The following is a 17786-nucleotide window of genomic DNA, read 5'->3' as shown; positions in this document are numbered from 1 at the left end:
AGTGGGCTAAGTCAAAACCGAGCAACAAAGAGTTAATTGCCCCTAGGCAGAACCCTTTGGGCAGCGCCTGTTTGGCATTAATGCTACGTTATCGCCTATTTATGGGGAACAACCACACCACATAGGCTCTGTCTTGCCTTAATACCAAAAAGACGGCTGCAAATCTAATCTTGAAAGTCCAACAGACCCTTAAACATTTCATTCTATTAGCTTTTGCCTTACACTAAAGCCAAATAACAGTAATAGGATAATAGTATTGGCAAGTTTAACTGGGGTAAATAAAAGCTTAATAATTTTTGCCGCTTTGGTCATTGTGCTGGCGGGTATTAAAGCCGCAAGCGCTATTGTTATTCCGTTTATTTTGGCAGCATTTATAGCCATAATTTGTAGCCCACTCATTAATTTTTTTGCTCGTTACCGTATTCCAAAAGGCATAGCGGTAGTGCTTGTGGTGCTTATTATTATGGGCTTAGGGGTTAGCTTAGGCGGTTTAGTAGGGCAGTCGGTTAACGATTTTTCAAAACAATTACCTGAATATAAAGCACAATTAAAAGAAGAATTTGTATGGTTGGTTGATGTAGCCTCACAATACAATATTTTAATTAATAAAGAACAAATTTTGTCTATGTTTGATCCTGGCAAAATGGTTGATGTTGCCACCAATATGCTAACGGGTTTAGGTAGCGTAATGGCCAATATGTTTTTAATTATTTTAACAGTTGTTTTTATGCTGTTTGAAGGGCCGATACTTGGCAAAAAAATTCATTTAGCACTGGACGATCCCGACAGCAAAATTAAGCAAATTGACCGTTTTTTAGACTCTATTAACTCTTATTTAGCCATTAAAACCTTAGTGAGTTTAGCTACCGGTGTAATTGCTGGTTTTTACCTGTGGATACTCGATGTTGATTATTTTGTACTATGGGGCGTATTGGCATTTATGCTTAATTACATTCCTAACATTGGTTCAATCATTGCGGCTGTGCCAGCACTGTTACTGGCGCTTATTACGCAAGGTCCATTAGTGGCAGGGCTCGTCGGCGCGGGTTATTTAACTATTAATACCGTTATGGGGAATATTGTAGAGCCAAAATACATGGGTAAAGGCCTCGGGCTTTCTACCTTGGTGGTGTTCTTATCATTAATATTTTGGGGCTGGTTATTAGGCTCTGTGGGTATGCTGCTATCAGTGCCGTTAACCATGATTGTAAAAATAGCACTTGAAGCCAGTGATGAAGGGCGTTGGTTAGCTACTATGCTTGGCACAGGTGAAGAAACCGTTATCAAATCAGAAGACTGATACCTTATAAAGGCGTGCCTACATTGCACGCCTTTTAAAAAGCTAAGGATTCATTAAATTAGCTAAGGCGCTATCTACAGCGTTTATAGCCCCCTCTAAATAGCCTGCCTCATGCTGTGCAAATTCACTCCCCACAAAATGCACTTTTAACTGTTTAAGCTGCTCGCTAAGCCCTGAAAAATTGAATTCAGGATGCTGCGATACACCTATTTGGTCATCTCTGTTGGCAACAAATTCATCCTCAGCCCAATCCTTTATAATGCAGCTTTTTCGCTGTATAGGCTTGCTCACCGTAAAAATAGCTGAGCTGATCAAGGCAAGCTTGGGTTAATTGTTCTCTGGTCACTTTACTGCGCTGCAAGTAAGGCACGCCAATAAAGCCAAACAGAGCAGGGTAAGAATGCTCACTGGCTGACGCATCATGAACTTCTACCAATGGGCCTACACGGCTAAAACATTGTCCCGATAAATTTCTATCTCGCCAAAAAGCGTGCTCAAAAGTGGCAATAAACTTTGCTTGGCCTGCCATCCACGTAGGCACCGACGCTAAACGCTGTGCTAAACCATTATCAGCCCATAAATGCGGGGTTAAATGTTGGCTGATCATTCTAGGCGGTAACGCCAATAGTAACTGATCGCAAGTATAGTGTTGCGTACTCCCTTGGTAATTAGCGCTTATATACCAGCCATCGGAGAGCGTTTTTACTTCGCTAACAGCGTGCTCTAATTTAACGGTGTTTGGCTCAAGCTGCTGATAAAGCAAATTGATAAGCTTGCTCATACCGTTTTGTATTCTAAATAACTGCATTTCGCCAGCCCCTGCAATTTGCTGTGCAGGGGCAGTATGCGATGCTTGATACAACACATCGCCTTGGGTGTATTGTTCAAACACGGGGATGTTTAAAGCAGCAACTAATTGTTGAATATTAGGCTGTTGCGGAAATATCCAGGTAGGGCCTAAATCGTGGCTAATGGTGTTACTAGTCGGTAAATAATGAGACGCAATTCTGCCACCTAAACTGGCTTTGGCCTCTAATAATAAAAACGGAATATCACGTTTTTTAAGGTTGTAAGCAGCATATAAGCCCGCTAAGCCACCACCAATAATAACCACAGGTTTACGCATTTTAAAATCACTTTAGCTAAGTCAATCTACTGGTAGGTAGTTTGTGGTTTTTATGCAAATTTGTCAAAACGTTTTATGGGCTAAGTGAGTAAGCTTTAATGTTCACTCATATTCAGGAAAATGAGCCAAGCGGAAACAGAGTGCTAATTAATTATGCTTTAAAATAATAAAAACTTAATGATAGTAATATGTTAGCTAATTTGTTAAAACTATACAATAAATTAGCTAAAGCTGCGCTGGCATAAATATACGCGAGTTACGGACTATCAAATTGTCAGTCATACTAAACAAAGGAAGGTTTATGAAGAAGGAAATCACAACAACATTTAACGCAGTAGCAACATTTGTGGCACTGCTAGTGATAACTGTGCACGAGTTAATCTATTATGAGCCATACTCCGAATCGAACACTATTTTCATTGATTTGTTCTTTGAATCTTCGTTGTTTAAATCACTGTTGTTATTTGTAATGCTTATAACAATGATGCTAGTTTTTGCAGAAATTTTTCGAAATATATGGAATCGATTATTTACCGATTTATTTAAATTTCGAGATATTAACTTAAATGAGGCGTATTCGATTATCTCCCTATTAACATTAGTACTTTTCAGTTGATGGCTAACAAAAGCTTTAAGCAGATAAAAATGAAAAGCACTTTTTTATCTTAAGCATGTATTACCAAGCATGGAAGTAGATTATGAAAAATAAGTTTATGGTTATTGTGCTTTTTTAAAAGATATAAGCGCTCTTATCCTGATTTATCGGCAGATATATTAACTTCTGAAATGAAAGAAGCTTCATTTAGAGCAAATAGAGACGTCGTTAAAACTTACAAAATTAGTAAGTATCTTTATGAAACGTATGGAGGCACAGTTATTTTCCAACAAGGAAACCCTCATGAACCTGTAGGTGCCTATCGTAAACTTCTAGAAGAGTATAAAGCCCAAGGGAATTTTAAAATTTATAACCCAAAATATGAAAAAGCTTTCTGGGCGTATTATTTGAGAAAACACCCAATGGTTATTCCAGAGGATAAAGTTGATTTTTCCAAACCATGGTGGGAAAAAGCACAGGTTGAGTAGTGCAATTCAAATACCTGAAGTTTGCTTATGATTATCGAGCATTGCTTCTACCTTTGTATATTACTAGTCCAAGTCGCAAATAATATAAACAAGAATAAGGGTAAAAACTAAAATGACTCAAAATAATAAAATTAACTATATTGAGATTCCTGCACAAAATATTGAAGCTACTAAGGCCTTTTTTAGTGACGTGTTTGGCTGGTCATTTGAGGATTATGGCTCAGAATATTGTAGTTTTACAGGGCAAGGTGTTGATGGTGGTTTCTTTAAATCTGACTTGGTTGTTGCTACTAAAAACGGAAGCCCGTTAATTGTGTTATATAGTAATGCCCTTGAAGCGACTCAAAATAAAATTGAGGAAGCTGGAGGCAAAATAATTAAGCCTACATTTTCATTTCCAGGTGGTAGACGATTTCACTTTAGCGACTCAAATGGAAATGAATTTGCGGTGTGGTCAGAGTAATCACATTACAAAGTATATAACTACAAAAATGCAGCCTTTAAGGCTGCACTTCCCAAAATACTAACCACGAAATTAACAAGAAACAACAAATAATGTTTAATTAAGAGTTGGTTAAAGCCCCATTTTAAGCTGCTGAATGAATTGCTCTATCATTGCTATTTCACACTCTTTATAAGTTACTACAGCTTCCAGTGAATTAGGTTGTTTTAACATATAACGCCACTGGCAGCTTTTTTGTATGTACTTATCTTTGGCGTTAATACTTTGTTTAAACAGTGATAAAATGATGGTATTACCAGTTTCACTTTCTAATTCGGCCAGTTCAAAAGTGCGCTTTTGGATCCAACTGTCTTGTTGCTGTTGCACTTTATTTAATTTGGCATCTAAACATTGTGTGTAATCTTTAATTTGCTCTGGCAGGGCGTTGCTTTGCAATGTACATTGTTGCTCAGCAGCCATACTTTGCTGTGTCCAAAACAATAAAAGGCTTAAGCTAAAACAAAGGATGTAGTTATTTTTTTTCATGATAATTAAACTCGAGAATAAATTCTGCACCGCCTAAACGTTGCGACTGAGATATAGTTAACAGCCCGTGATACGACTTAACTAAGTCAGATACAATAGCCATTCCAACACCGTGTCCGCTTTCGTAGGTATCAAGGCGCGTACCGCGTTGTAACAATGATTCACGTTTATCTGGCTTAATGCCTGGGCCGTCATCACAAATGCTTATACTGAGCGTTCTATCTTGTGAAACATTAATACTGACTTGGGAGCGGCAGGCTTTGCAGGCATTATCTATTAAGTTGCCTAATAACTCCATTAAATCGGTTTTATCACCTAAAAAATAATCTTTATCGCTCACTTGGCAATTAAATATAATGTCTTTATCTCGGTATACTTTACTCATTGCACTTAAGATAGAATCGATAACCGGCTTGATAGGGGTTTGCTTTTTCCATGTATCGGAAGCACCTGTGGCTGCACGTTTTAATTGGTGCTCGATCATCACATTAATTCTGTCTAGTTGTTCTTGTGCATCAGCATCGTTAGCTAATGGGCTTGATTTTAAAACAGCTAACGGCGTTTTAAGTGCATGGGCTAAATCGCTAAGAGAGGCGCGGTATCGCTCTTTTTGGCGTTGCTGCGACTCTAATAGTAAATTTAGGTCGGCTTTAATGGTTTGCAGTTCAACGGGGTATAAGCCTTTAATTTCTTGAATATCGCCTGATTCAATGGCTTTTATTTCTTTATCTAGACGTTGCAGAGGTCGTGCACTCCAAATAAAACCAATGGCCATTAACCCTGCAATGGCAATCCCCATAATAAACATCCAATCGACTAAGGTTTGCTTAAAGCCATCCATTAAACGCAGTAGGGCATCGTTACGTTTTAATAAAATAAAGCGTGCTTGCTCTGATTGGTCAATATTATTAAGTATTACCGTTAAACTTAATTGCCAGTAGGTGGTGTTGTTATACACCACACGTCTGAAATCGGCAGCGCCTGCTTTGGGTTCTATATATTGGGGAACAAAGTTAACGTTAACCGCCGACTCAGAATGCCAAATAGGCATGTCGTCACGGTAAATCATGGCGTAGGTGTCTGAGTTTAGGTTGTTGAGTTCGGGGGTTAAAATAGAGCTGGGCATAATAATGCCACGCTCGGTAAAATCAACTTCGGAAATAAGTGAATACAGGTGTGCTTCGAGATTTTTTTCGGTGGCATCAACAAGTGACGCATAATACGCCTTACCTATGGAGTAAAACAAAATAGGTAGAGCGACTAACAAAACAAAGACAAGGATAAATCCTTGCCTTATTTTTAACGAAATTTGCGGTGTTACCACTGGCTTTTAAGCCTGTAGCCACGCCCACGCAGTGTTTCCACTGGGTTAAGCACGCCATCTGGGTCGAGTTTTTTACGCAAACGTAGTACAAACACTTCAATTACGTTCGAATCAAGGTCAAAGTCTTGGTCGTAAATATGCTCTGTAAGCTCAGACTTTGAAATTACTTTTTGTGGGTTAACCATTAAGTATTCGAGTACTTTGTACTCATACGCAGTTAAGCTCAGCTCTTTATCGTTTACCCATACTTGTTGTGAACGTGTATGAATTTTAATAGGGCCTGCTGTCATTTCTGGGTTTGCTTTACCAGCACTGCGACGAATAAGCGCATTACAGCGAGCAATCAGTTCTTCCACATGAAATGGCTTAGTTAGGTAGTCGTCAGCACCGGCATCTAGGCCTTCTACTTTGTCTTGCCAGCGATCGCGCGCGGTTAAAATCAAGATAGGAATAGTCACCCCTTGGGCGCGTGCTTTATTTATTAGCTCAATACCGTCTATTTTAGGTAGGCCTAAATCAACTACAGCCATATCTAAAGGGTATTCAGTGATGTGAAAAAGGCCCGCTTCACCGTCGTGACATAAATCAACACTGTAACGCTCTTTTTCTAATGCATTGCGCAGGTTGTCTGCCAAATGTAAATCATCTTCTATTACTAAAATTCGCATTGGTTAATCCTTTTTCACTTCGCCAGTTTTCTTGTTTATTTTCAAATCGACGACGTGGCCGTCAGCTTTTAAAATTCGTACAGTAAAAAAAAGTGTTTCTTCAGAGATCTTTAACGTTGTACCGTCTGTAGTTTGTTTTGCAAGTATTACTGCTTTTTTTTTACTTACCTCAACTTTATCGGTTTTGCTTTTGGTATTGTTTGCGTGGGCAAAATTAGCCAAACACACTACCGCGATTAAATTGAGTATTAATAATACACGCATTACGGAACTCCTAGAACAGACCTGCCTAGCTTAAAAACTAAGCCATTAAAACTTTAATACCTTGCGGCGTATTTAAGTTTTTAGTAAGCAAAGTTTAATTAAAAATGAGTGAACAAACCCTGAATTGCTGGTTGCAGTTAAACAGGGTGGTCATAGTTTAATTAAGCAGGGAACACTTTTTTAAATGGTTTAACAATAGAGTTTTCATATACGCCACCGGCAACATAAGGATCATCTGCCGCCCATTCTCTGGCGTCTTCTAAAGAATTAAATTGAGCAATCACTAAAGAACCCGTAAAGCCTGAATCTTGAGGGTCTTCACTATCAATGGCCGGAAGTGGACCTGCGGTTAATAGTCGGCCTTCGTCTTTTAGGATTTGTAAGCGCGCTAAATGAGCTGGGCGAGCCGCTTTACGGTGCTCTAAACTATTTTGGACGTCTGTTGAATAAATCATATACAACATATAAATACTCTCAAAACTTGTTAAATTTAATTAACTGCATACTAGCATAGCGTTGATAAATGGTGAATTAAAAGTGTTTATGGCGATGTTTACAGCAAGAATGTTTTTTTACACGGTAATTGCTTGAAAAGCGTTGCGTAACACTGGTAGAGTCCCTTGGATAAGATAAATAATAACAAGGTTATTACATGAGTGAAAATAGAGAGCACTTTAGCTCCCGCTTAGGATTTATATTGGCAGCGGCAGGCTCTGCTGTAGGTATTGGTAACTTAGTAGGCTTTCCAGTTTCTGCGACTAAGAATGGCGGTGGTGCATTTTTGCTCGTCTATGCTTTGTTTGTCGCATTCATTTGTTTACCCGTAATGATGGCTGAAATGGCCATGGGTCGTCATGCACAAAAAGACCCGCTAGGTGCATACAAAAAATTAGCTAATAACGACAAAAAATGGAAATTTGCTGGCTTTTTAGCGGTATTAACGCCATTTATGATTGCTGTTTTTTATATGGTGATCACGGTGTGGATTTTTGGTTACTTGAGCCAAACCGCGCTGGGTAATTTAGATATGCTGGCAAACCCTGGACACTTTGGTGAGTTTATAAATAGCTATACCGTGTTTGGTTATATGGCGCTGGTAGTAGTTATTGTTAACCTAATTTTGGTCGGTGGCGTAAAAGACGGCATTGAAAAAGCAGCTAAATTTTTAATGCCAGCTTTATTTGTCATGCTTATTATATTGGTGGGTTACGTACTCACTCTTGATAACGCCATGGCCGGTGTTAAGTACTACATTATTCCTGATTTTAGTAAAATGAATGCCAGCGTGCTTAACGGTGCATTGAGCCAAGCGTTTTTCTCATTGTCGTTAGGTATGGGTATTTTAATTACCTATGCATCTTATATCTCGAAAAAAGATGACATTGTAGGCAGTGCTAAAATGGTCGCTATTACCGACTCACTGGTTGCGTTTGTAGCAGGCTTAATGGTGTTACCGGCTATTTTTAGCTTTGACCCAAATACCGATCCGGCTAAGTTATCTGACTCGTCAGTTTCAATGATTTTTGTCTACCTTCCAAAAATTTTATTAGCGCTACAAAATGATATTGGTTACTTTGGCGCATCAGCCGTGGCATTTATTTTCTTCTTATTAGTATTTTTTGCTGCTATCACATCACTGGTATCTATTGTTGAAGTACCAACAGCAACACTAAGCGATCGTAAAGGCATTAGCCGTAAAAAAGCGCTGGGCATACTCACTTTATCAACCGGTATATTAACTATTTTGTGTATTATGTCGTTTGGTATGATTGACAGCCTAACTACTTTTACTAGCTACGGTAGTGGTAATAAGAGCTTTTTTGATGTTGTTTATGACGTATTTTACGACACAATATTGCCTTTAAATGGTTTAATGGTGTGTTTGTTTGTAATGTATAAATGGAAAAAAGTTCGCTTAAGCGAAGAGCTAAGACAAGGCTCTCCTAATTATGCTAATAGCTTTATGGAAAAGTACGTTAACTTTTCACTGCAAACCTTTATTCCAGCGATATTATTAATCATTTTTGTAAATACCGTTGCAACGAAGTTTTTTGATATCAGTATTTTTGGTTTTTAATTTAAACTAAATCTAAATAAGCCGCGCCTGTCGCGGCTTTTTTATTGCTGCTTGTTAATTCAGTGCACCAGAGTCTAAATAGTCACCCATCCCTAGGGTAAACATCCATATGCCCCATAAGCTGTGCTCAAGAACACAGGCAAAGGTTGAGCGGCTTTGTGCGTAGGTATATGCAAATAGTAATCCGCCTATAAATGCTAAACTTACTGCAACCCAATTAGCGTAAACAATATGTGCCAGTGCAAATACACTCGCACTTATAATAATGCGTAGCCATTTACTGGGCATAATGCGCTTATAACGATGAAAAAAGTAGGTTCTAAATATTAATTCTTGTGGGATCACCGACAATAAAGGGTAGAGCATTAATAGCATTAGCCAGTCGGTGAGATTTTCACGAGGTAAAGTAAACCAGTGTCCTTGGTAAAGTAAGTTGTAAAATACCCCCGAAAATAATGCGCCAATAAAGAAAAAACTAAACATGCGGCGCTTCACAGCAGAAAACTGCCCCAAGCTAGTTAATCTAAAACGTTTAAAGTGGCTGTCGTTTAATAACAACATACAGCACACACTCATGAGGATGATCAGTGCTGGAATAAGCCAGTTAGATAAATATTGGCGAATATTAAAGCCAATTAAAGGCAGAATGATAAAGATAAAGGTAAATTCAAACCAGCGGTATTGATTAGCGTTCACGTTTGCTCACGGTGATTTTTATTTCACCTTAGCAAACGATTAAGTCATCTTTATGACTATAAAACAGTCAAGCTGATTATATTTAAACCCAATGAGTCTTACTAAGGCACTTGGCTTCCGGTTAAGGTTGACTTACCCCCTTGCAACCCTTAGCCTGCCTGCTTTTATTTTTACATCATTGTATTGCCACGTTAATAGGTTTAAGCCTAGGCGTGTATTTAGGAGCAAAAAATGAATAAAGCAGAATTGGTTGCAGCTATTGCGGATGCGAGTGAATTAACAAAAAAAGACGCACAAGCTGCGTTAACCAGCTTACAAAAAGTGATTACAAAGTCGCTGTCTGAAGGCGATCAGGTACAAATTTCAGGCTTTGGTACTTTTGCACTTAGTTACTACCCAGCGCGTACTGGTCGTAATCCACAAACTGGTGCAGCGATTGAAATACAAGGGGCTAATAAAGCCGTATTTAAACCAGCAAAAGCGTTAAAAGAGCGCCTTTAATTTAAAACTTTAGTGCCTGTAAGTTCGCTTCTTCCCCAAAAGCCACTATTTAGCTTACAGGCTCTTTGCTTTATTACTTTTGCCTGTAGTATCTGCAATCAGTGTAAATAATTTACATTACTTGTTTATTCATATTTATAAAACCTTATTATATTCAGCGTGTTATATTTGGTATGTGATATGCAAATACAGTTATGTATTGAATGAAATAAGGAGTATTTAATGAGTAACTTACATAACAGTAATCGTTTACAAGGTAAGAAAATTGCCATTTTAGCCACCGATGGATTTGAGCAAAGCGAGTTACTCTCGCCACAGGCTGCTTTACTTGAAGCGGGCGCCGATATTGAAGTTGTTTCTATTAAAGAAGGGCAGATCACCGCATGGGATGAAGACAAGTGGGGTGAAAAAGTTGCTGTTGATAAATTAGCAGCCAATGCAAATGCCGGTGATTACGATGCGCTTTTACTGCCTGGTGGCTTGTTTAATCCCGATAGCTTACGCCAAGACTCGGATGCTAAGGCATTTGCAGATGGTTTTTTTGGAGCAAAGAAAAACAAACCCGTTGCCGCTATTTGCCATGCGCCGTGGTTACTCGCGGAGATTAACAAGCTCAGAGACAAAAAGGTCACTTCATATCCGAGTATTAAAAGTGATTTAATTAATGCCGGTGCTAACTGGGTCGACCAAGAGGTGTGTGTTGATCAAGGCTTAGTGACTAGTCGCAGCCCTTCAGATTTAGACGCGTTTAATGCTAAGTTTATAGAAGAGATTCTTGAGGGTAAGCATCAAGCGCATTAAGTTTGTAGTTTAAATAAAAAAGGGCATGTTACATGCCCTTTTTTAGTGATTAAAAACACCGTTGATTAAAGCGCTGTTGCGGCTTTCATCTCACTTACAAATGTTTTTAATTGTGTGGTCATTGCATTTAAATCATTTAGGTTTGCTTCAATGATTTTTACTACTGCAGAGCCTGAAATAGCACCCGCAGCACCGGCTTTAAGCGCGGCTTTTACATCATCAGGTGTTGAAATACCAAAGCCTAATAACGCAGGCGCACTGTGGTACTCTTGTAAGCGCGAAACCACGTGTGTTGCAGGCATTTGTGCTTTAGTATCGGTGCCTGTTACCCCTGCACGAGACAGTAAGTAAGTGTAACCGCGACCGTACGATGCGCACTCACGCAACGTATCGTCACTGGCGTTCGGCGTAGCGATAAATATCGGGTCAATACCGTTTGCCATGGCGGCTTTTCTAAACATTTTAGACTCGTGTAATGGCACATCAGCCACTAAAATAGAGTCAACGCCTACTGCTTTTGCATCAGTGTAAAACTTTTCTAAGCCACGTTTAAAGATTAAGTTTGAATACAGTAATAAACCAATTGGGATGTCGGCATTGTACTGGCGTATTTCTTTAATAATATCAAAACAATCTTGTGTATTAATGTGCTCATCTAAAGCACGAATATTGGCCTTTTGAATAACAGGGCCGTCGGCAATCGGATCTGAAAACGGAATACCTAGCTCTAGTCCATCTGCGCCGCCATCGATTAAGCTTTTAATAATTTCAATGCTTTGCGATTTCCCCGGATCGCCAATAGTAACAAATGGTACAAACGCGCCTTGGTTTTGCTCTTTTAGTGCTGCAAACATTTGTCCGTAACGGTCAGTTTTTACTTGGCTCATAATTGACCTTCCTCTGATAATACCTTGTGTACGTGGGCTAAATCTTTATCGCCACGGCCACTTAAATTAACCACTAAAATGCTTTCTTCTTGCAACTCTTCCGCATATTTAAGTGCATATGCAATGGCATGACTTGATTCTAGTGCCGGAATAATACCTTCGTGTTTTGCCAGTGCTTGAAACGCATCAAGAGCTTCGGTATCGCTAATGCCTACATATTGAGCTCGACCAGTTTCGTGTAAAAATGCATGTTGTGGCCCTACAGCAGGGTAATCTAATCCCGCCGATACAGAGTAAGACTCTTCAATTTGGCCATCGTCATTTTGCATAATGTAGGTATAAGTGCCGTGTAAAATACCTTTAGTGCCTTTGCAGATGGTTGCGCCGTGCTCGTGGGTATCAAGGCCTTTACCTGCTGGTTCTACACCAATTAATTTAACACCCGGCTCGTCAATAAAATCAGTAAACATACCAATGGCATTGGAGCCACCACCTACACAAGCTAAAACCGCATCAGGTAGTCGACCTTCCGCTTTAAGAATTTGCTGTTTAGCTTCCTCGCCAATAATTTTTTGATACTCACGTACAATTGTTGGAAAAGGATGAGGACCCGCAGCCGTACCTAGTAAGTAATGTGCCTCTTGATAGTTTGCTGACCAATCACGCAGAGCTTCGTTAACCGCATCTTTTAATGTGCCCGAACCTGCTGTAACCGAAATAACTTCAGCGCCCATAAGTTTCATTCTAAATACATTAGGCTGTTGGCGTTCAACGTCTTTTGCACCCATGTAAATACGACATTTTAAGCCAAGTAATGCACACGCAAGTGCGGTGGCTACACCGTGTTGGCCTGCACCGGTTTCTGCTATAACTTCTTTTTTTCCCATGCGTTTAGTCAGTAATGCTTGACCCAACACCTGATTAGTTTTGTGTGCACCACCGTGGAGTAAATCTTCACGCTTTAAGTAAAGCTTAACTTTAGGGTTTTTAACTAAGTTGCGAGTTAACGTAAGCGGCGTAGGGCGACCTGCATACTCGTTTAAAAGCTGTGTAAATTCAGCTTGAAAATCAGGATCTTTTTGCGCTTTGTTAAATTCGCTTTCTAACTGCTTTAGCGCAGGTACGAGTAACTCGGGAACAAACATTCCGCCAAACTCGCCAAAATAAGCTGGATTTTGCATTTTAACCTCAATAGTTTCTGATGCTTGAAAAAGCATGATTTAATTTTTTTGCGCACTTTTTACCAGGAGACTGCTCTACACCTGAATTTAAATCAAGTCCTAAAGCTCCGTGATAGAGGGCATCGCTAATATTGTCTGGGTTTAAGCCGCCAGCAAGCATAAAGGGGGTGGTCGCATCACGCAGTACCGACCAATCAAATGTTTTACCTGTGCCACCCGCGTGTGAATCACTGTGGGTGTCGTATAAATGGCGATCTGCGCCTGCTACGGGTTGTGGTAAAACATCTTTTATTGCCTGCGCTTTCCAAATTTGGCAATTACGTGGTAATTCACTACGTAATGACGCAATGTATTGTTCATCTTCTTGGCCATGTAATTGAACGGCTGATAATTTAAGTTGTTTAGCGTGTTCAGCCACATCAGGTATAGCAGCATTAACAAATACGCCAACAAATTTTAAAGGCGCACTTTGACTGATTTCTTTAGCACAATCTAAATCAACAAAGCGGGGGGATTTAGGGTAAAAAATCAACCCGCCATACACAGCGCCATTGCTATAGGCTGCAATAGCATCTTGATTGCGAGTTAAGCCACACACTTTGTTCTCGCCTAATATAACGCGACGACATGCTTGTATTAGATCAGCTTCAGCCATTAATGAGCTGCCAATTAAAAAGCCATTACATAAAGGGGCTAAGCGTTTTACATCTTGATGGGTGTAAATACCTGACTCAGAAATAACCACTTTATTTTCAGGAATAAGTTTACGTAGTCGTTCTGTAGTGGCTAAGTCGGTGCTTAAATCACGCAAATCTCGATTATTAATCCCAATTATTTGTGCATTTAGTGCCAGCGCACGGTGAACTTCTTCTTCGTTACTTACCTCAGTTAATACTGACATATTTAATGAGTCGGCCACTTCATGCAGTGTTTTGTATTGCTGATCGTCAAGCACAGATAGCATAAGTAAAATAGCGTCGCCGCCATAAAGACGTGCCATATAAACTTGGTACTCATCAATAAAAAAGTCTTTACAAATAAGCGGCTGTTCTACTTGGCTGCGCACAAATTCAAGGTAATCAAAACTGCCTTGAAAGTACTTTTCGTCAGTTAACACACTCATACAAGTGGCATATTGCTTATACGCTTGGGTGATTTCTGTTAAATCAAAAGGCTGACGAATCAACCCCTTAGAGGGCGACGCTTTTTTGCATTCTAAAATAAACTGCGTACCAGGTGCTGCCAGTGCTTTGTAAAAACTACGCTCAGTCGGTTTGGCTTGGTGTTTAAAGCTCTCTAGTGGCCGTGCAGCCTTACGCTCGATTAGTTCTATTTTTTTATCGGCAATAATTTTGTCTAATACATTAGCCATGACTTACCTCAATAATTGCATTTAATGTGTCCATGGCCTTGCCTGAACGTAATAAAGAGTTTGTTATTTGCGCACCTTGTTTTAACGACTCTGCTTGGCCGGTTAAGTACAGCAATGCGGCCACATTAACAACAATTGCGGCGTTGTGTGCCTCAGTGCCTTTACCTTGTAAAATAGCAAGACTGGCGTTTGCATTGTATTGTGGGCCTTCACCGGCTAATTGTTCAAGTGAATAGTTTGCAAGGTCAAAATCACTTGGACTGAGTGTGTACTGAGTAATTTTACCATTATTAAGCTCTACAACCTGTGTTGGGCCATGTAAGGCAATTTCGTCAGTACCAGAGCCGTGCACTATCATAGCGCGTTTAGTGCCTAGAGTATTAAGCGTTTGTGCCATTGGCATACATAAAGACTCATCGTACACGCCGAGTAATTGCACCTCAGGAGCTGCTGGATTAGCCAGTGGCCCAAGAATATTAAAAATGGTTCGGGTTTTTAAACTGGTACGCACGTTCATCGCATGGCGCACCCCGCTGTGGTAGTGCGGTGCAAATAAAAAGGTAAAATTTGTGCTCTCTAAACAACGAGCAGCGACCTCTGGGGTCATATCGATATTGATCCCCAGTGCTTTGAGCAAGTCAGCAGACCCAGAATTACTCGACACGCTTCGATTTCCATGTTTTACCATATTAATACCTGCCGCGGCCGCCACAATCGCGGCCGTGGTACTAATATTTATAGTGTTTGAACCATCGCCACCGGTGCCACAGCTATCAGCAAGTAGCGTTTTATTAGTGGTAAAGGCAACGGCATTTTCACGCATTGAAGCGGCTGCACCGGCAATCTCATCGCTTACTTCACCTTTCATTTTAAGGCCAATAAGCAGCGCAGAGAGTTCAATATCGTTCATATTGCCTTGCATAATTTGATCAAATAGCGATTTTGTTTGCACGTAACTAAGTGACTGCTTTGTGATGATGTGCTCAATGGCGTGTTGAACATTAAGCGGGCTGTGTAATTGATTAGTCATAATGTTCCTTTTATTTGGCACGTGTTAAATAAGCAACGCTTTGCTGTAGTAGCATTGCGCCGTTGGGCGTTAAAATTGACTCTGGGTGGAATTGATAGCCCAGTGCATTGTCTTGATGATGATAAATAGCCATTGGAATATCTTGGTATTTGGCAATAACCGCTAAGTTATCAGGCACTTTTGTGGCCATTAATGAGTGATAACGCGCCACTGGTATAGTGCTACCCATCCCGTTAAACACCGGGTGATCGTCTAACTCAATAATTGATGACTTACCATGTACGGTTTCACCAGCGTGACCGATTACTCCGCCATAGCTTTGTGTTAGCGCTTGTTGGCCTAAACAAATACCTAGCATTGGAAATTGGCCCTTACACAGGTTAATTAACTCCATAAGGCAGCCTGCATCGCTAGGCGCACCAGGGCCTGGTGATAATACCAGCAGTACTTGTCCACGCTCTGCCTGCATTTTTTCGAATATGATCTCTGCGCTAATGTTGTTTCGGTAAACTACTAACTCAGCACCTAGCATTGTTAGCTCATCAACAAGGTTGTAGCTAAATGAGTCAAAGTTATCTAAAAAGTAAATTTTAATAGGGTGTGCTTCACTCATTTTATACTGCCTTATACGTCGATTTAATCGCGGTGATCACCGCTTGGGCTTTAGCGCGCGTTTCGTTTGCCTCTGACATTGGATCTGAATCAAATACAACCCCAGCACCGGCTTGCACATACGCAATATTATTTTTAACAAAGGCGGCACGAATAACAATACAGCTGTCCATGGCACCGTCACCGGTTAAATAGCCAACTGCGCCACCATAGCTACCGCGACGTTTGCCTTCAGTTTTGCGTACTAATTCTGCCGCACGTACTTTGGGGGCACCCACTAAGGTACCCATGTTCATACAGGCTTGATAAGCATGCAGAGCATCTAATTCGGGTTTTAATTTTCCTACTACACGTGATACCAAGTGCATTACTTGTGAATAGCGGTCTACTTTTAATAGCTCTTTGGCATGGCGTGTACCAGGCACGCTTATACGAGCAACGTCGTTACGTGCTAAATCAACCAGCATTAAGTGCTCGGCACGTTCTTTTTGATCGTTTCTGAGCTCAAGTTCAATACGGCTATCTAAATCGGGATTAATTTGTCCAGTTGCAAACTTACCCCGTGGACGAGTACCTGCAATCGGATAAACCTCAACTTGTTGAGACTTAACCTCATACTTAAGCGCAGACTCTGGAGAAGCGCCAAATAATGAGAAATCTTCATCACGCATGTAAAACATGTAGGGGCTTGGGTTTTGCTTTTTAAGCTGGCTATAAGCATGTAATGAGTCAGGGCACGGCAATGAGAAAGTACGAGAGGGCACCACTTGAAAAATATCGCCATCAACTATGTGTTGCTTAAGTTTTATCACTTGTTGACAATATTGCTCATCACTAATATCAACATTTACAGGGCAGTCACCTGTTTGGCTTGGGGCACTAAAGTCTGCGGCGTGGTCGCACAATGTATTAAGGCGCTCTAATTGTTTGCCCACTTCAAAACAATTAGCGTGAACATCTGGGCCATTAAACACATTACCAATTAACTCGGTTGTTTGTTTTTGGTGATCAATAACAACCAGTGTTTCGGCTAAATAAAATACGTAGTCTGGGCAGGTGTTTTCACCGTCAGGCACATCGGATAGTTGTTCAAAGTTAGCCACCATGTCGTAGGCAAATACGCCGCCTAAAAACACTGAGAACGGATTGTCAGTGGTGCTTCTAATACTATTTAAACACGTGCGTAGTGCACTAAAAGCGTTATCTGCAATCAGTTTGCTAGCCTGGTCAATGGTGTCATCGACTGGGTGATACTCAAGTGTGAGTGTGGTATCGGTTAACTGTGAAGCGCAGTTTTGTACATTAGCCTGCAAATAGTTAAGTAGTTGTTGGCCGTTGTTTGATTGTGCACTGATGCTCACTTGGTTGCCTTGGCAAACAATACGCAATGCACAATCAACCAGTATTAAGCTTTTTACGCTATCTTTTGAATCTATTTCTGCAGATTCAAGCAATAGTGAGTTAGGTTTATCAAGTGCCGCATACAAGGCAAGTGGGCTACTTATGTAGTCTCGTACTTGCGTTATGCTGGTCACTTCACCTGGTGTTGTTGTTATATGACTAAAAATCAAACCTCATCCCCTAAAAAAATAAAACCCCGCAATGCTAAGCAGTGCGGGGTTTGAATAACGATGTCTAAATTATAGATAGACCATTACCGTCCCGCTATGCCAGGCGCCACCACCAATGATGTGTAAGAGTGTTTACGTTATTCATGTTTTTAATTCCTGTTAATCTTGTATTGCAAAATTTAGTGATAAAAAAACCCGCATGGTAGCGGGTTAGAATTTTTTGTTTAGACACGACAATTCATCACCCTTTGTTTTAAGAGTGCCACCACCAGATGATGTTTTGAATTGTATTTTTCATTGTTATT

The 17786-nt window shown here is 40.2% G+C and carries 18 protein-coding genes and 1 pseudogene; 6 read left to right on the top strand and 13 right to left on the bottom strand.

Features of this window, described 5'->3' with window-relative positions; genetic code table 11:
- The first annotated feature begins 256 nt into the window (after window positions 1–256).
- Window positions 257–1300, top strand: coding sequence for an AI-2E family transporter (locus FLM47_RS08740; protein ID WP_010390257.1), 1044 nt, complete (start codon window positions 257–259; stop codon window positions 1298–1300).
- A gap of 42 nt (window positions 1301–1342) precedes the next feature.
- On the opposite strand, the pseudogene FLM47_RS08735 reads toward FLM47_RS08740, so the two are convergent.
- A pseudogene (locus tag FLM47_RS08735) lies at window positions 1343–2426 on the bottom strand (flavin monoamine oxidase family protein).
- A 786-nt stretch (window positions 2427–3212) separates the two neighbouring features.
- Between FLM47_RS08735 and FLM47_RS08730 the strand changes: the two are divergent.
- Entirely contained in the window at window positions 3213–3509 is a 297-nt protein-coding gene (locus FLM47_RS08730; RefSeq protein ID WP_178956174.1) for a hypothetical protein, read from the top strand.
- A gap of 112 nt (window positions 3510–3621) precedes the next feature.
- Window positions 3622–3972, top strand: coding sequence for a VOC family protein (locus FLM47_RS08725; protein WP_178956173.1), 351 nt, complete (start codon window positions 3622–3624; stop codon window positions 3970–3972).
- Window positions 3973–4083: 111 nt separating this feature from the next.
- On the opposite strand, the gene FLM47_RS08720 is transcribed toward FLM47_RS08725, so the two are convergent.
- The 5 genes from FLM47_RS08720 to FLM47_RS08700 form a co-directional block, all read right to left on the bottom strand.
- Window positions 4084–4497, bottom strand: a complete 414-nt coding sequence (locus FLM47_RS08720) for a hypothetical protein (RefSeq protein WP_178956172.1) — start codon at window positions 4495–4497, stop codon at window positions 4084–4086.
- Entirely contained in the window at window positions 4484–5821 is a 1338-nt protein-coding gene (locus tag FLM47_RS08715; RefSeq protein WP_178956171.1) for an ATP-binding protein, read from the bottom strand. The genes FLM47_RS08720 and FLM47_RS08715 overlap by 14 nt, the downstream gene beginning before the upstream one ends.
- On the bottom strand, window positions 5815–6489 hold the full coding sequence (locus FLM47_RS08710) for a response regulator transcription factor (protein WP_010390247.1): 675 nt from the start codon (window positions 6487–6489) through the stop codon (window positions 5815–5817). The genes FLM47_RS08715 and FLM47_RS08710 overlap by 7 nt, the downstream gene beginning before the upstream one ends.
- Window positions 6490–6492: 3 nt before the next feature.
- The gene (locus FLM47_RS08705; protein ID WP_010390245.1) at window positions 6493–6753 is read right to left on the bottom strand and encodes a PepSY domain-containing protein; all 261 of its coding nucleotides are present in this window, start codon (window positions 6751–6753) and stop codon (window positions 6493–6495) included.
- Between the two features lie 161 nt (window positions 6754–6914).
- Window positions 6915–7217 carry a YciI family protein gene (locus FLM47_RS08700; protein WP_178956170.1) on the bottom strand — a complete coding sequence of 101 codons (303 nt, stop codon included), beginning with the start codon at window positions 7215–7217 and terminating at the stop codon, window positions 6915–6917.
- Window positions 7218–7405: 188 nt separating this feature from the next.
- On the opposite strand from FLM47_RS08700, the gene FLM47_RS08695 reads away from it, so the two are divergent.
- Window positions 7406–8830, top strand: coding sequence for a sodium-dependent transporter (locus FLM47_RS08695; RefSeq protein ID WP_010390240.1), 1425 nt, complete (start codon window positions 7406–7408; stop codon window positions 8828–8830).
- Between the two features lie 54 nt (window positions 8831–8884).
- Here FLM47_RS08695 and FLM47_RS08690 read toward each other — a convergent pair whose 3' ends face one another.
- Window positions 8885–9526: a CPBP family intramembrane glutamic endopeptidase gene (locus FLM47_RS08690; RefSeq protein WP_138605975.1), complete on the bottom strand. Its 642-nt coding sequence runs from the start codon at window positions 9524–9526 to the stop codon at window positions 8885–8887.
- Window positions 9527–9757: 231 nt separating this feature from the next.
- On the opposite strand from FLM47_RS08690, the gene FLM47_RS08685 reads away from it, so the two are divergent.
- Window positions 9758–10027 carry an HU family DNA-binding protein gene (locus FLM47_RS08685; RefSeq protein ID WP_010390237.1) on the top strand — a complete coding sequence of 90 codons (270 nt, stop codon included), beginning with the start codon at window positions 9758–9760 and terminating at the stop codon, window positions 10025–10027.
- Between the two features lie 222 nt (window positions 10028–10249).
- A complete protein-coding gene (locus FLM47_RS08680; protein ID WP_138605977.1) occupies window positions 10250–10828 on the top strand; it encodes a type 1 glutamine amidotransferase domain-containing protein in 579 nt (192 codons plus the stop codon).
- A 65-nt stretch (window positions 10829–10893) separates the two neighbouring features.
- On the opposite strand, the gene trpA is transcribed toward FLM47_RS08680, so the two are convergent.
- The 6 genes from trpA to FLM47_RS08650 are packed head-to-tail and all read right to left on the bottom strand — an operon-like array spanning window position 10894 to window position 17481.
- Window positions 10894–11715 carry a tryptophan synthase subunit alpha gene (gene trpA, locus FLM47_RS08675; protein WP_138605979.1) on the bottom strand — a complete coding sequence of 274 codons (822 nt, stop codon included), beginning with the start codon at window positions 11713–11715 and terminating at the stop codon, window positions 10894–10896.
- Window positions 11712–12896 carry a tryptophan synthase subunit beta gene (trpB, locus tag FLM47_RS08670; protein WP_138605980.1) on the bottom strand — a complete coding sequence of 395 codons (1185 nt, stop codon included), beginning with the start codon at window positions 12894–12896 and terminating at the stop codon, window positions 11712–11714. The genes trpA and trpB overlap by 4 nt, the downstream gene beginning before the upstream one ends.
- A gap of 7 nt (window positions 12897–12903) precedes the next feature.
- Complete coding sequence (gene trpCF, locus FLM47_RS08665; RefSeq protein WP_138605982.1) at window positions 12904–14268, bottom strand: bifunctional indole-3-glycerol-phosphate synthase TrpC/phosphoribosylanthranilate isomerase TrpF; 1365 nt, start codon at window positions 14266–14268, stop codon at window positions 12904–12906.
- Window positions 14261–15298 carry an anthranilate phosphoribosyltransferase gene (gene trpD, locus FLM47_RS08660; protein WP_178956169.1) on the bottom strand — a complete coding sequence of 346 codons (1038 nt, stop codon included), beginning with the start codon at window positions 15296–15298 and terminating at the stop codon, window positions 14261–14263. The genes trpCF and trpD overlap by 8 nt, the downstream gene beginning before the upstream one ends.
- Before the next feature lie 10 nt (window positions 15299–15308).
- Window positions 15309–15911 carry an aminodeoxychorismate/anthranilate synthase component II gene (locus FLM47_RS08655; protein WP_178956168.1) on the bottom strand — a complete coding sequence of 201 codons (603 nt, stop codon included), beginning with the start codon at window positions 15909–15911 and terminating at the stop codon, window positions 15309–15311.
- Window position 15912: 1 nt separating this feature from the next.
- Window positions 15913–17481 (bottom strand): anthranilate synthase component 1, encoded by a 1569-nt coding sequence (locus FLM47_RS08650; RefSeq protein ID WP_178956167.1) that lies wholly within the window; start codon window positions 17479–17481, stop codon window positions 15913–15915.
- Between the last annotated feature and the right edge of the window lie 305 nt (window positions 17482–17786).

The organism is Pseudoalteromonas sp. Scap06 (genome assembly GCF_013394165.1).
Classification (GTDB): domain Bacteria; phylum Pseudomonadota; class Gammaproteobacteria; order Enterobacterales; family Alteromonadaceae; genus Pseudoalteromonas.
Note: the sequence above shows the minus strand (reverse complement) of the source record. Positions and strands in the feature narration are given on the sequence as shown.

Bases quoted from the DNA above. Each gene is read 5' to 3' on its own strand.
- FLM47_RS08730 (WP_178956174.1), top strand. From the start codon at position 3,213: ATGAAAGAAGCTTCATTTAGAGCAAATAGAGACGTCGTTAAAACTTAC.
- FLM47_RS08725 (WP_178956173.1), top strand. From the start codon at position 3,622: ATGACTCAAAATAATAAAATTAACTATATTGAGATTCCTGCACAAAAT.
- FLM47_RS08720 (WP_178956172.1), bottom strand. From the start codon at position 4,497: ATGAAAAAAAATAACTACATCCTTTGTTTTAGCTTAAGCCTTTTATTG.
- FLM47_RS08710 (WP_010390247.1), bottom strand. From the start codon at position 6,489: ATGCGAATTTTAGTAATAGAAGATGATTTACATTTGGCAGACAACCTG.
- FLM47_RS08705 (WP_010390245.1), bottom strand. From the start codon at position 6,753: ATGCGTGTATTATTAATACTCAATTTAATCGCGGTAGTGTGTTTGGCT.
- FLM47_RS08700 (WP_178956170.1), bottom strand. From the start codon at position 7,217: ATGTTGTATATGATTTATTCAACAGACGTCCAAAATAGTTTAGAGCAC.
- FLM47_RS08695 (WP_010390240.1), top strand. From the start codon at position 7,406: ATGAGTGAAAATAGAGAGCACTTTAGCTCCCGCTTAGGATTTATATTG.
- FLM47_RS08685 (WP_010390237.1), top strand. From the start codon at position 9,758: ATGAATAAAGCAGAATTGGTTGCAGCTATTGCGGATGCGAGTGAATTA.
- FLM47_RS08680 (WP_138605977.1), top strand. From the start codon at position 10,250: ATGAGTAACTTACATAACAGTAATCGTTTACAAGGTAAGAAAATTGCC.
- trpA (WP_138605979.1), bottom strand. From the start codon at position 11,715: ATGAGCCAAGTAAAAACTGACCGTTACGGACAAATGTTTGCAGCACTA.
- trpB (WP_138605980.1), bottom strand. From the start codon at position 12,896: ATGCAAAATCCAGCTTATTTTGGCGAGTTTGGCGGAATGTTTGTTCCC.
- trpCF (WP_138605982.1), bottom strand. From the start codon at position 14,268: ATGGCTAATGTATTAGACAAAATTATTGCCGATAAAAAAATAGAACTA.
- trpD (WP_178956169.1), bottom strand. From the start codon at position 15,298: ATGACTAATCAATTACACAGCCCGCTTAATGTTCAACACGCCATTGAG.
- FLM47_RS08655 (WP_178956168.1), bottom strand. From the start codon at position 15,911: ATGAGTGAAGCACACCCTATTAAAATTTACTTTTTAGATAACTTTGAC.